We start from the raw sequence: 12,951 nt of genomic DNA, 5'->3' as shown, positions 1-12,951 counted from the left end.
CAAAGACGCCAATATATTGGTCTGTGTTGGGGGGAGGGCGGCCCGGGCGGCGGTGGTGACGCCGGCGCATCAAAGCCCGCTGTGCGTGTCGCTGTCGCTGCCGCGCCGTCTGGCGCTGCTGGACTGGGCGCGCCAGGCGGGCGCCTGGGTGATCGAAGACGATTATGACGGCGAATACCGCTACGTCAGCCGTCCGCTGCCGGCGCTGCAAAGCCTGGACCGCGACGGCCGCGTGCTGTACTCGGGCACCTTCAGCAAGGTGATGTTCCCGGCGATACGGCTGGCTTACCTGGTGGTGCCGCCGGCGCTGGTGGAGCGCTTCGACGCCATCACCCGCACCTTTTCCGCCAGCGGCCCGGCGCTGATGCAGCACATCGTCGCCGACTTCATGAACGAGGGCCACTTTGCCCGCCACATCCAGCGCATGCGCCGCTTGTACGCGGAGCGGCGCCAGATCGCCGCCGATGCGCTGTCGTCGGTGCTGGGCGCGCATCTGCAGGTGGAACCGCAGCCGGGCGGCATGCATCTGGTGCTGCGCATGAAGGGGCATCACACCGATCGTGCGCTGATCAGACGCATGCGCGAACATGGCATGTCCGGCCTGGCGCTGAGCGAACGCGGTACGCTGCCGCACGCGGTGTCGGCCCTGCTGCTGGGATTCACCAACATCGACACATCGGCCAGGGCCAGGGAGCTGGCCCGGCGGATACTGCAGCTGATCTGAACATGGCCTAGTTCAAATCACCATTCATGGCCCTTCAAGGCTGATCCATGTCGGCGCACAATGATCCCATCGTAACCCACTAAATGAGGACATCATCATGAGCAACCGTCTCCAATGGACCAAACTGGCACCTGAAGCCTACAAAGGCTTTGGCGCCGTCCACGAATACGTCAACTCCTCGCTGCCGGCCGAGCTGGTGCACCTGATCTACCTGCGCGTATCGCTGATCAACGGCTGCGCCTACTGCATCGACATGCACACCCGCGACCTGCTGAAATGCGGCGTCAGCACCGACAAGGTGGCGCTGGTGCCGGTATGGGAAGAAGCGCCATCGCTGTTCAGCGACAAGGAACGCGCCGCGCTGGCCTGGGCTGAATCGGTGACCCGTATCCCGCAAAGCAATGTGCCGGACGCCGACTACCAGAAAGCCCTGGCCGTGCTGGGCGAGCAGGAACTGGCCGACGTCACCGTGGCGGTGGCGCTGATGAACGCCTTCAACCGCTTTGGCGTCAGCATGCGCATGACCCCGGCCGCCGTCAAATAAGAGGTCTTTAGCGTGAGTGTGCTACCCTCGGCCTTTGCCTGTTTTTTCGCCAAGGAGCCCCTCACGCATGCCCCACAATATCAGCCTGATCACCACCATCGCCGCCGCACTGGGTTTCGGCCTGCTGTTCGGTTATATCGCCACCCGGCTCAAACTGCCGGCGCTAGTGGGCTATCTGGCTGCGGGGATCCTGATCGGCCCGGCCACGCCGGGCTTTGTCGCTGATACCGCGCTGGCGGGCCAGCTGGCCGAAATCGGCGTGATGCTGATGATGTTCGGCGTCGGCCTGCATTTTTCCCTCGATGACCTGTGGGCGGTGCGCAAGGTGGCGCTGCCCGGCGCCGTGCTGCAGATTGCCGTCGCCACGGCGATGGGCATGGCGCTGGCCCACTTCTGGGGCTGGAGCCTGGGCGGCGGGCTGGTGTTCGGCCTGGCGCTGTCGGTGGCCAGCACGGTGGTGCTGCTGCGCGCGCTGGAGGAACGCGGGATACTCGACAGCTTCAACGGCCGCATCGCGGTCGGCTGGCTGGTGGTGGAAGATCTGGTCACCGTGCTGGTGCTGGTGCTGCTGCCGGCGCTGGCCGGCTCGCTCGGCGGCGCCGCACCCGACGCCGCGCATGGCGCCCATGGCGGCGGCGGCGACAATCTCTGGGCCACGCTGGGCCTGACGCTGGGCCAGGTCGGCGCCTTCATCGTGCTGATGCTGGTCGGCGGGCGCAAGCTGTTCCCGTGGATCTTGTGGCAGGTGGCGCGCACCGGCTCGCGCGAGCTGTTCACGCTGTGCGTGATCGCGGCGGCGGTGGGCATCGCCTATGGCTCCACCCACTACTTCGGCGTCTCATTCGCGCTGGGCGCCTTCTTTGCCGGCATGGTGCTGCGCGAATCGGCGCTGGCGCACCGCGCGGCGGAAGAGTCGCTGCCGCTGCGCGACGCCTTCGCGGTGCTGTTCTTCGTCTCGGTCGGCATGCTGTTCGAGCCGGCTATCCTGGTCGAGCAGCCGCTCAAGCTGCTGGCGGTGGTGGCCATCATCGTCATCGGCAAATCGGTGGCGGCCTTCCTGCTGGTGCTGCTGCTGCGCTACCCGGCCAAGACCGCGCTGATGGTGTCGGCCAGCCTGGCGCAGATCGGCGAATTCTCGTTCATCCTGGCGGCGCTGGGCCTGTCGCTGAAGCTGATGCCGGCGGAGGGCCAGAGCCTGATCCTGGCCGGCGCCATCATCTCGATCGCGCTGAATCCGGTGGTGTTCAGGCTGACCAAACCGCTGGAGCGCTGGCTAAGCAAGAACGCCGGCCTGGCGGCCAAGTTCGAGCGCACCGCCGATCCCCTGGCCGAGCTGCCGATGTCGGTGCCGCACGAGCACCTGCGCGGCCAGGTGGTGCTGGTCGGTTACGGCCGCGTGGGCCGCCGCATCGCCGCGGCATTGAAAGCGCAAGGCATACCCTACGTGGTGGCGGAGCAGAACCGCGAAGTGGTCGACCAGCTGCGCAAGGACGGTGTGCACGCAGTGGCCGGCAATGCCGGCGAGCCGGCGGTGCTGATCCAGGCCCATATCGCCCACGCGGCGATGCTGGTGATCGCCACGCCGGACACCTTCCACGTGCGCGCCATGATCGAAACCGCGCGCGCGCTCAACCCCAACATCAAGACCGTGGTGCGCACCCACAGCGACGCCGAAGCGGACCTGCTGCGCAGCGAACGCGCCGGCGAGATCTTCATGGGCGAGCAGGAACTGGCCAAGGGCATGACGGCCTACGTGCTGTCCAACATCGACAAGGACCATCACGCATGATCAAGCCCGCTTTGCTGGCCTTCCTGAGCGCCGCCACGCTGGCATCGGTTCCCGCCCGCGCCGCCGACGTGGCCCTGCCGGCCGTCTCGCCGGCCGGGGTGCCGGCTTTCAGCGACGCAATGCTGTCGCCCGAATTCTGGATACGCCGCGCCGCCAGCCCGGACGCGGTGCTGATGAACGCGCGGCAGACCGCCGCGCAACGGCGGCTGGTCTACGCCAAGGGTGGCGGCCTGACCGATCTGGCATCCATCCCCGCCATGCTGACGCAATCCCAGGTGGCCGGCTGGATCAGGGAGGCGGAGCAAACGCCGATCAAGCCGGTGGTCGACGAAGCCGGCCGCCCGCTGCCGGCATCGCTGCTGCCCGCGCTGCGGCAGAACACGGCCGTCGCGCAGATCCCGGCGAAGACCGCCGCGCGCTATGGCCTGAGCGTGCGCCGCACCTTCCTGCGCGCGCTGCCTTCCGCATTGGCGCTGTATGCCGCCGCCGACGCGCGCGATTACGAAAGCCTGCAGGCCGGCGTGCTGTTCCCCGGTGAAGCGGTGCTGATCGCGCACGCAAGCGCGGACCGCCAATGGCTGCTGGTCCTCAGCGCGCAGGGACCGGGCTGGGTACAGGCCGGCGACATCGGCATCGGTTCAGCCGACGCGGTGTTTGCCTATATCGGCCAGGCGCCGGGCCGCGTGATCACCGGCGACCAGGTGCGCACCGTGTTCACACCGGAGGCGCCGGCCGTCTCGCGGCTGGAGCTCGACATGGGCGTCAGCCTGCCCGCCGCCGACGTGGCGCCGGCGCAGACGGTGAATGGCGCCAGCAGCTATGCTTCCTGGGCGGTGCGCCTGCCGGTGCGCAGGGCCGACGGCACGCTGGACTTCAGCAGCGCGCTGATACGGCGCAGCGCCGACACGGCGCCCGGCTACCTGCCGCTGACGCGCGCCAACATCATTCGCCAGGCGTTCAAATTCCTCGGCGAGCGCTATGGCTGGGGGCACCAGTTCGATGCACGCGATTGCAGCGGCCTGACCAGCGAAGTGTATCGCAGCATGGGCGTGTTCCTGCCGCCGAACTCGGGCCAGCAAGGCAGCAGCGCGGCGCTGCGGCACCGCGGCTTCACCGCCGCCGACAGCCATGCGGAACGCGTCAAGGCGCTGGCGCAGGCACAGGTGGGCGATCTGGTGGTGGTGCCGGGCCACGTGCTGATGATCATCGGCCACGTCGACGGCCAGCCTTACGTGATACAGGACGTGCCCTACGCCGTATTCAAGGATCCGGCCAGCGGACAGCTGCGCAAGACCAAGCTGAATCAGGTTGCCGTCACGCCGCTGCTGCCCCTCTACGCCGACGACAACACCCTGTACGTCGACGCGATGACCAGCCTGGTGCACGTCGCCCAGCCGCTATAGGCGACGCCGACCACCGACACACGCGCCCGGCGCTCAAAGCCTGGATGCCACTTCCGCGCCTTCCCTGATGGCGCGCTTGGCGTCCAGTTCCGCCGCCAGCGCGGCGCCGCCGATCTTGTGGAAGCGCGGTACCGCGCTGGCCTTGGTCTGCTCTTCGGACGGCATCAGCTCCGCCAGGCTTTCCTGGCCGGCGCAGATCACCACGTTGTCGACCGCCAGCAGGCGCTGCTCGCCGCCCACCGTGATGTGCAGACCGTGATCGTCGATGCGGTCGTACTGCACGCCCGCCATCATCACCACGCCGTTGCGCGCCAGGACCGCGCGGTGCACCCAGCCCGACGTCTTGCCCAGGCCCGCGCCCGGGCGCGTGGTCTTGCGCTGCAACAGATACAGCTGGCGCACCGGCTGCGGTTGCGCCGCCGGCACCAGGCCGCCCGGCGTCTCGACCTTCATGCCCACGCCCCACTCCCTGGCCCAGACATCCAGCGCCAGCGGCAGCGGATACTTCGGATCATGCAGCAGGAATTCACCCATATCGAAACCGATGCCGCCGGCGCCGATGATGGCCACGCGCTTGCCGACCGGCTTCTTGTCGCGCAAGACGTCCAGATACGACAGCACTTTCGGATGGTCGATGCCGTCGATGGCCGGCCGCCGCACCTTGATGCCGGTGGCGACAATCACATCGTCAAATCCCTCGGCCAGCAACTGCTCGCGCGTGACGCGCGTGTTCAGTTTCAGCTTCACGCCGGTCAGTTCGATCTGCCGGCCGAAGTAGCGGATGGTCTCGGCAAATTCCTCCTTGCCCGGAATCTGCATGGCGATCCTGAACTGGCCGCCGATGCTGTCGCTGCCTTCGTACAGCGTCACATCGTGGCCGCACTCGGCCGCCACCGTCGCCGCCGACAGGCCCGCCGGACCGGCGCCCACCACCGCCACGCGCCGCCGTTTCGCGGCCGGCGCATACACCAGTTCCGTCTCGTGGCAGGCGCGCGGATTCACCAGGCAGCTGGCGCGCTTGTTGGCAAAGGTGTGATCCAGGCAGGCCTGGTTGCAGCCGATGCAGGTGTTGATCTCGTCCGCCCGGCCCTGCGCCGCCTTCTGCACCAGATAGGCATCGGCCAGGAACGGGCGTGCCATCGAGATCATGTCGGCCTCGCCCCGCTGCAGTACGCCCTCCGCCTCGGCCGGCATGTTGATGCGGTTTGAGGCCACCACGGGAATCGTCACCTCCAGCCGCAGCCGCCCGGCCAGGCTGCTGAAGGCCGCGCGCGGCACCGAGGTGACGATGGTCGGCACCCGCGCCTCGTGCCAGCCGTAGCCGGTGTTCAGGATCGACACGCCGGCCTGTTGCAGCGCCTTGGCCACCGCCGCCACATCGGTCCAGGTATTGCCGCCTTCGACCAGGTCCAGCAGCGAGTGACGGTACATGATGATGAAGTCGTGCCCCACTTCCTGGCGGATGCGCTTGACGATTTCCACCGGCAGCCGCATGCGGTTTTCGATGCTGCCGCCCCAGCGGTCGGTACGCAGATTGGTGCGCGCGCACAGGAACTGGTTGATCAGATAGCCCTCGCTGCCCATCACCTCGACGCCGTCGTAGCCGGCCTCGCGCGCCAGCCTGGCGCAGCGCGCGTAATCGCGGATGGTCTGCTCGATGCCGGCCTCGCTCAGCGCGCGCGGCTTGAACGGCGAGATCGGCGATTTCTTGTCCGAGGCCGACACCACCAGCGGCTGATAGCCATAGCGGCCCGCATGCAGGATCTGCATCAGTATCTTGCCGCCCTCCTCGTGCACGGCCCTGGTCACGCGCCGGTGGTTGATTACGTCGCCCTTGAAATTGAGCGTACCTCCAAAGGGTAACAGCCATCCCGACCGGTTGGGCGAAATGCCGCCGGTGACGATCAGACCCACGCCGCCGCGCGCGCGTTCGCGATAGAATGCCGCCAGTTTGCCGTAGTTGTAGAAGCGGTCTTCGAGACCGGTGTGCATCGACCCCATGACCACGCGGTTGCGCAAGGTGGTGAAACCGAGATCGAGTGGGGCCAGCAGATGTGGATAGGGGGTTGTTGTCATCATGGCCGCATTTAATCCCAATTCTCTAGACCTGGGGTTCTAAAGTCCGTGCGTGCTGCTCTTGTATTCTGCCACCCTTTCCCGTACGCTGGCCAAATGATCCGATTCCTTTTGTTTTTGTTGTTAGGTGTGACCGCCGCAGCGATGGCGCAGACACCCAGGCTGGAATTACCCAAGCTGGAGGTTTCGGTAAACCGCATGGAGCAGGACGGACGCCATCTGTACGAGGTGGACGCAACCGGCACGGTGGCCGCCAGCCTGCCCAAGGTGTGGCGCATCCTGACCAACTACGAACGCATGACGGAGTTCGTGCCGGACATGGAATCGTGCAAGATCCTGTCCCGCAACGGCAATGAGGTCATCATCGAGCAATTCGGCGTGGCGCGCTTCCTGTTCATGTCGCGCACCATCCACCTGATCGTGCGGGCGACGGAACAGCCCATGTCGTCGATCGACATCGCGCTGATCTCGGGCGACATGAAACAATATGAATCGCGCTGGGAACTGGTGCCGGTGCCGGAAACCGGCGGCACCAGGATCATCTACCACGGCAAAATGCTGCCGAATTTTTACGTGCCCGGCATCCTCGGGACCAAGATGGTGCGCAGCGACATCGAGCGCATGATGAGCGCCGTGCTGGCGCGCCTCGACCGCCGCGACGAGCCGCGGGTCGAGGCGATTCCCAAATAAGGCTCAAGCCAAGTAGGTGTCGCGCGCGCGCAGCTCGGCGAAGTTCTCCAGATTGCCGACGCGGATCGCCACCGGATTCAGGCTCAGATTGGCCTGCATCGCGCGCCAGGCGAACTGCCATTCCTGTTCATGCGCCTCGGCCGCCGTCTTGGTGAAGGCCGCGCCCAGCGCCGCGCGCTGGCCGTATTCGACCGCGCCGTCGATGCCCGCCCAGCTGGGCAGGGTGCGCTGCACGGCGCGGTGGATGCGCTCGCCGAATTCCTCGGTGTTGTGGATGATCAGGCAGGCGTCGGCGTTGAACTGCTCGAACAGCTTGGCGTCCCACACCTGCGAAAAGCTCAGCGTCAGGCAGTTGGACGCCGGCACCAGGATGAACTGGCCCTGGCTCAGCGCCAGCTCCAGGTCTTCGCGCACGCCGTAGCGGTACAGGGTGGGCGGGCGTTGGTAGTCGTGCATGATGGTCTCACATAAAAAGTTAACGCGTCCGGCGCCGGTGGCGCTGCGTACGCATGAAGGCCGACGCAATGTAAATCTCGCGCAGCAGCGCGACAAAACTGCCGACCAGGCACAGCACCGCCACCACGAACATCCCGGCCACGTACTTGTCGAGGCCAATGTTGGTGACGTCACCGAGGAACAGCAACGCGACGATCAGGCACACCATCAGCCCGCAGGCGGTGGACAGGAAGATCGCCATGTTGATCAGGTGCGAGCGGCGGTACAGCACATCCAGCTCGTTCAGATACGGATCGCTGTAAGCCACGTCCAGCCGGTCTTCCAGCACGCGCGAGCGGTCGATGATGCGCGCCAGCCGGTTGGTCAGCACGATCAGGTTGGTACAGACACCGGAAAGCAGGAACACCGGCGCGATCGCCAGCTGGATGATGTGACCGATATCGCCGGTCTGGAAGTTCATGATGGCCATGCGTTGTTGGTCTTATCGATTAGGCATAGTGTAACAGCCCGCGTCGGCCGCGGGCCGTTTTTCAGGCAAACGCGCGGCGGCGCTTGAACTGCTCGGTGGCGCCGACCAGCGCGCGCGAGATGCCCTTCTCCATCGCGCCATGACCGGCGTCCGGCACCATCTCCAGCACGGAGCCGGGCCAGGCGCGGTGCAGCCGCCAGGCCGACACCGGCGGGCAGATCACGTCGTAGCGGCCCTGCACGATCACCGCCGGCAGATGGGCGATGCGCGCCACATTGGCCAGCAGCTGGCCGTCGCTGAAGAAGCCCAGGTTGGCCATGTAGTGCGACTCCAGCCGGCCGACGCCGAGGTCCAGCGTGTCCGACGGCGGCTCGTCGGGCTGGGGCAGCAGGAACACGCGGCGGCCCTCGAAGCGGCTCCACGCGCGCACCGCCGGCCAGTGCACGGCCGGGTCATCGCTCATGATGCGCCGCACGTACGCCTGCAGCAGATTGCCGCGTTCTTCCGCTGGAATCGGCGCCACGAAGTCGTCGTACACCTCGGGGTGGAACCATTGCGCGCCGTCGAGGAACCAGTCGATTTCCTGTTGCGTGCAGAGGAACACACCGCGCAGCACGAAGCCGAGGCAGCGCTCGGGGTGGGCCTGACCGTAGGCCAGCGCCAGCGTCGAGCCCCAGGAACCGCCGAACACCAGCCATTGCTCGATGCCGAACATCATGCGCAGGCGTTCGATGTCGGCGATCAGCAGCGGGGTGGTGTTGTTGCGGCACTCGCCCAGCGGCAGCGACTTGCCGGCGCCGCGCTGGTCGAACAGGATCACGCGGTACTGCTGCGGATCGAAGAAGCGGCGGTGCTGCGGCGACAGGCCGGCGCCCGGGCCGCCGTGCAGGAAGATCACCGGAATGCCGTCCGGATTGCCCACTTCCTCCCAATAAATCGTGTGCAGGTCGTCCACCGCCAGCAGGCCGTGGCGCAGCGGCGTAATCGGGGGGAACAGCTGGGAGGTCGGGTCGAACATGGCTATCCTTTAAGCATCTGATAGCCGATTGTACAAAAAAAGGGGACAGACCACGATTTTGCAAGAACTTGCCAAATCGTGGTCTGTCCCCGGGGCGTTACGACATGTGCTGGCCGCCGTTGATGGCGATATTGGCGCCGGTCACGAACGCCGCTTCATCGGACGCCAGGTAGGCCACCAGGCCCGCCACTTCGTCCGGCTTGCCCAAACGGCCCATCGGGATCTGCGGGATGATCTTGCTGTCCAATACTTCCTGCGGGATTTCCTGGACCATCTTGGTGCCGATGTAGCCCGGCGAAATGGTGTTCACCGTCACGCCCTTCTTGGCCACTTCCAGCGCCAGCGCCTTGGTGAAGCCATGCATGCCGGCCTTGGCGGCCGAATAGTTGGTCTGGCCGAACGCGCCCTTCTGGCCGTTCACCGACGAAATATTGATGATGCGGCCCCAGCCGCGCTCGACCATGCCGTCGCACACCGGCTTGGTCATGTTGAACACGGAATCCAGGTTGGTCTTCATCACCGCGTCCCAGTTCACCTTGTCCATCTTCTTGAAGGTCATGTCGCGCGTGATGCCGGCGTTGTTCACCAGCACGTCCACCGGGCCGATATCCTTTTCAATCGCGGCGATGCACGCCTGCGCCGACTCGTAGTCCGACACGTCGCAGGCATAGGCGCGGAAGTTATAGCCCTGGTCGCGCGTCGTCGCCAGCCACTGCTCGACCTTGGGATTGCCCGGGGAATAGGTGGTGACCACGCAATAACCGAGCGCGGACAGCTTGTAGCTGATCGCTTCGCCCAGACCGCCCATGCCACCGGTAACCAATGCAACTCTTGCCATGTTTTGTCCCCTCGTCAATTAGTACAGTATTCGCTGAACCCGCCGGCCGCGTGCGGTCCGGCGTCGTCTCATCATCGTTATTATCAGGCGCGTTCGATCGCCAGTGCCACACCCATGCCGCCGCCGATACACAGCGAGGCCAGACCCTTCTTGGCGTCGCGGCGTATCATTTCGTAGATCAGCGTGACCAGGATGCGCGCGCCCGAGGCGCCGATCGGGTGGCCGATGGCGATCGCGCCGCCGTTGACGTTGATCTTGCTGGTGTCCCAGCCCATTTCCTTGTTGACCGCCACCGCTTGCGCGGCAAACGCCTCGTTGATTTCCATCAGGTCCAGGTCGTCCGGGGTCCAGCCGGCCTTTTTCAGGCACAGACGGGTGGCCGACACCGGGCCCATGCCCATGATCGCCGGGTCCAGGCCGGACGACGCGTACGCCTTGATTTTGGCCAGCACCGGCAGGCCCAGTTCCTTGGCCTTGGTGGCGGTGGTCATGATCACCGCGGCGGCGCCGTCGTTGATGCCGGAGGCGTTGCCGGCGGTCACGCTGCCGTCCTTGCTGAACGCCGGACGCAGACCGGCCAGCCCTTCCAGCGTCGAACCGGGCTTGACGTATTCGTCGCTGTCGAACACGATGCTGCCCTTCTTCTGCACGATTTCCAGCGGCAGGATCTCGTCCTTGAACTTGCCTTCCTTCTGCGCCGCCTCGGCCTTCAGCTGCGACTGCAGCGCGAACTCGTCCTGCTCGGCGCGCGAAATCTCGTATTTCTTCGCCACGTTCTCGGCGGTGATGCCCATGTGGTACTGGTTGTAGGCATCCCACAGGCCGTCGACGATCATGCTGTCGATCATCTTGACCTCGCCCATGCGGAAGCCGTCGCGCGAGCCCGGCAGCACGTGCGGCGCCGCGCTCATGTTTTCCTGGCCGCCGGCGATGATGATCTGGGCGTCGCCGGCCTTCAGCGCCTGCGCCGCCAGGTGGGTGGCCTTCAGGCCGGAACCGCACACGTGGTTGATGGTGAAGCCGGGAATGGTGTTCGGCAGGCCGGCCTTGATCACCGCCTGGCGCGCCGGGTTCTGGCCGACGCCGGCGGTCAGCACCTGGCCCAGGATCGCTTCGCTGATCTGTTCGGGGTCGATGCCGCTCTTGGCCAGCAGGCCCTTGATCACATGCGCGCCCAGTTCCGACGCCGGCGTCTTGGCCAGGCTGCCGCCGAATTTACCCACACCGGTACGGCCGGCGGCCACGATTACTACGTCATCCATTTGATTCTCCAGTACACGCCGGCCGCAGCCAGCTTAGTTGAGCAACAACGTTGAGCACAACGCGAACAAATATCATACGCCCTTCTCCGCCAACCGACGCGCGGCGTCCGATCGTGCGCCGCGCGCCACCGGCCGGGACCCATCGTATGCGCAGGTTTCAGCGCAGACATTGATGTGCATCAAATCCCGCCTCTTGCATTTTGAACAAAGAATAACTTTTTGTCACGACAATAATCTGATACCGTCGAGCGAGGCGGCGCACTGCTCGCGTATCACGTTGACGAAGTCGAGGACGTAGGCCTTGTGTCGCTGCGCCTCGGGCACGGCGGCGTGGAGCTCGCTCCACAGGCCCTGCTCGCCGACCGGGCGCGCGCTGACGTAGTCGTAATCGAGGTACTGCTTGACCGCCCACGCCGGCAGCGCGGCGATGCCGCGGCGGCTGGCCACCAGCTGCAGCAGCGCCACCGTCAGTTCGGCGCTGCGGCGCTGGACCTGGATGCCGGCCGGCCGCAGCACTTCGCGGATCAGGTCGATGCGGGCGTCCGGCAGCGGATAGGTGATCAGCGTCTCGCCGGCGAAATCGGCGGCCTGCAGGCGCCGCAGCGCGGCCAGGCGGTGCTTGTGCGCCATCACCACCAGCGTTTCATAGCGGAACAGCGGGAAGCTGGCGAATTCCGCCCCGCAGGCGGCGCCGATCACCAGGTCGGCCGCGCCCTCGCGCAGCAATGCGGCCGGATCGCCCTGCAGATCCGGCACCAGGTCGATCTCCACCTCCGGCCAGCGCTTGCGGAACGCATCCATCACCGGCATCAGCCAGTCGAAACAGGTCGGACATTCGAGCGCCACGCGCAGCTGGCCGGTGTCGCCCTGCATCAGCCGCGCCACCTCGCGTTCGGCGGTTTCGATTTCGGGCAACAGCAGGTCGGCCAGCTTGAGCAGGCGGGCGCCGGTGGCGGTGAAGCCGATCGGCACCGACTTGCGCTCGAACAGCGGGCCGCCATAGCGGTCTTCCAGCAACTTGATCTGATGCGACAGCGCCGACTGCGTCAGGTTCAACAACTGCGCGGCGCGGACCAGACTGCCGGCCGAGCGCAGCGCACTCAGGGTGCGTAAGTGACGGATTTCTAGCATGGCCTATGAGGGATTTTCACGTGTGCGAGTAAAATCTTGCTTTTTAATTATAAATAAGTGTGCCGCACACTTTAGCGTAGCAATGTGAAATGCGCATGACAGCCGCGCCCCGCGGGGCCGGCGCACGCTTGCAAGTCCTCCACAGTTGCCGTTTTCCACAGTAAAATGCCGTAGCCTGCGCATGCGCGCGTGGATAACCCTGATACTGTCGCCATGTCCAAGAGCCTGTTTCAAAAGCCCATCGAAATTAAAATTTCCACCGTCGTTGCCGTTTCCGCCATCCTGACCACCCCGGACCGCCTCGCGCTCGATGCCGCGCTGGCGGAAATGACCGGCGGCACCGCCGACTTTTTTGAAGACGACCTGACCGTGATCGACGTCGGCGGCCTGCCGCCCGGCTGCGCGCCGGTCGACTGGCCCGGCCTGATCGGCCTGCTGAAGAAATACCGGCTCAACCCGGTCGCGGTGCGCAACGCGCCGCCGGCCTGGGCCGCCGAGATCGCCGCCCACGGCCTCAGCCTGGAAACCGCCGCCGCCAAGCCGCGCGAGCC

Annotated in this window: 13 protein-coding genes; 6 read left to right on the top strand and 7 right to left on the bottom strand. The window is 65.9% G+C overall.

What is annotated here, in order from left to right; genetic code table 11:
- From E4L98_RS10740 to E4L98_RS10725, 4 genes are all read left to right on the top strand, one after another.
- Positions 1–724, top strand: a 724-nt coding sequence (locus tag E4L98_RS10740) for an aminotransferase-like domain-containing protein (RefSeq protein ID WP_135201554.1), incomplete at its 5' end; no start/stop codon positions are given.
- Between the two features lie 97 nt (positions 725–821).
- Positions 822–1,268, top strand: a complete 447-nt coding sequence (locus tag E4L98_RS10735) for a carboxymuconolactone decarboxylase family protein (protein WP_135201553.1) — start codon at positions 822–824, stop codon at positions 1,266–1,268.
- Positions 1,269–1,335: 67 nt separating this feature from the next.
- The gene (locus E4L98_RS10730; protein WP_135201552.1) at positions 1,336–3,057 is read left to right on the top strand and encodes a cation:proton antiporter domain-containing protein; all 1,722 of its coding nucleotides are present in this window, start codon (positions 1,336–1,338) and stop codon (positions 3,055–3,057) included.
- On the top strand, positions 3,054–4,460 hold the full coding sequence (locus E4L98_RS10725; protein WP_205746699.1) for an SH3 domain-containing protein: 1,407 nt from the start codon (positions 3,054–3,056) through the stop codon (positions 4,458–4,460). Before E4L98_RS10730 ends, E4L98_RS10725 begins: the two co-directional genes overlap by 4 nt.
- A 33-nt stretch (positions 4,461–4,493) precedes the next feature.
- Here the strand turns inward: E4L98_RS10725 and E4L98_RS10720 are convergent, their stop codons facing one another.
- Entirely contained in the window at positions 4,494–6,536 is a 2,043-nt protein-coding gene (locus tag E4L98_RS10720) for an NADPH-dependent 2,4-dienoyl-CoA reductase (RefSeq protein WP_135201555.1), read from the bottom strand.
- Positions 6,537–6,632: 96 nt separating this feature from the next.
- Between E4L98_RS10720 and E4L98_RS10715 the strand changes: the two genes are divergently transcribed.
- Entirely contained in the window at positions 6,633–7,226 is a 594-nt protein-coding gene (locus E4L98_RS10715; protein WP_135201551.1) for an SRPBCC family protein, read from the top strand.
- Positions 7,227–7,229: 3 nt separating this feature from the next.
- Here E4L98_RS10715 and E4L98_RS10710 read toward each other — a convergent pair whose 3' ends face one another.
- From E4L98_RS10710 to E4L98_RS10685, 6 genes are all read right to left on the bottom strand, one after another.
- Positions 7,230–7,682, bottom strand: coding sequence for a hypothetical protein (locus E4L98_RS10710; protein WP_135201550.1), 453 nt, complete (start codon positions 7,680–7,682; stop codon positions 7,230–7,232).
- 19 nt (positions 7,683–7,701) lie between these two features.
- Positions 7,702–8,142 (bottom strand): DUF2721 domain-containing protein, encoded by a 441-nt coding sequence (locus E4L98_RS10705; protein WP_135201549.1) that lies wholly within the window; start codon positions 8,140–8,142, stop codon positions 7,702–7,704.
- 70 nt (positions 8,143–8,212) lie between these two features.
- Complete coding sequence (pip, locus tag E4L98_RS10700; RefSeq protein WP_135201548.1) at positions 8,213–9,169, bottom strand: prolyl aminopeptidase; 957 nt, start codon at positions 9,167–9,169, stop codon at positions 8,213–8,215.
- A 97-nt stretch (positions 9,170–9,266) separates the two neighbouring features.
- The gene (phbB, locus tag E4L98_RS10695; protein ID WP_135201547.1) at positions 9,267–10,007 is read right to left on the bottom strand and encodes an acetoacetyl-CoA reductase; all 741 of its coding nucleotides are present in this window, start codon (positions 10,005–10,007) and stop codon (positions 9,267–9,269) included.
- Between the two features lie 83 nt (positions 10,008–10,090).
- Positions 10,091–11,269 carry an acetyl-CoA C-acetyltransferase gene (locus E4L98_RS10690; RefSeq protein ID WP_135201546.1) on the bottom strand — a complete coding sequence of 393 codons (1,179 nt, stop codon included), beginning with the start codon at positions 11,267–11,269 and terminating at the stop codon, positions 10,091–10,093.
- Between the two features lie 222 nt (positions 11,270–11,491).
- A complete protein-coding gene (locus E4L98_RS10685) occupies positions 11,492–12,400 on the bottom strand; it encodes a LysR family transcriptional regulator (protein ID WP_135201545.1) in 909 nt (302 codons plus the stop codon).
- 213 nt (positions 12,401–12,613) lie between these two features.
- On the opposite strand from E4L98_RS10685, the gene E4L98_RS10680 reads away from it, so the two are divergent.
- The coding region (locus tag E4L98_RS10680; protein WP_503826138.1) for a septum site-determining protein MinC at positions 12,614–12,951 on the top strand (338 nt) is incomplete at its 3' end.

Origin of the sequence: Duganella callida, assembly GCF_004614165.1 — a bacterium.
GTDB lineage: Bacteria > Pseudomonadota > Gammaproteobacteria > Burkholderiales > Burkholderiaceae_D > Rugamonas > Rugamonas callida.
The sequence above is the reverse complement of the archived record's forward strand: the minus strand, read 5'-3'. Positions and strand labels throughout refer to the sequence as shown.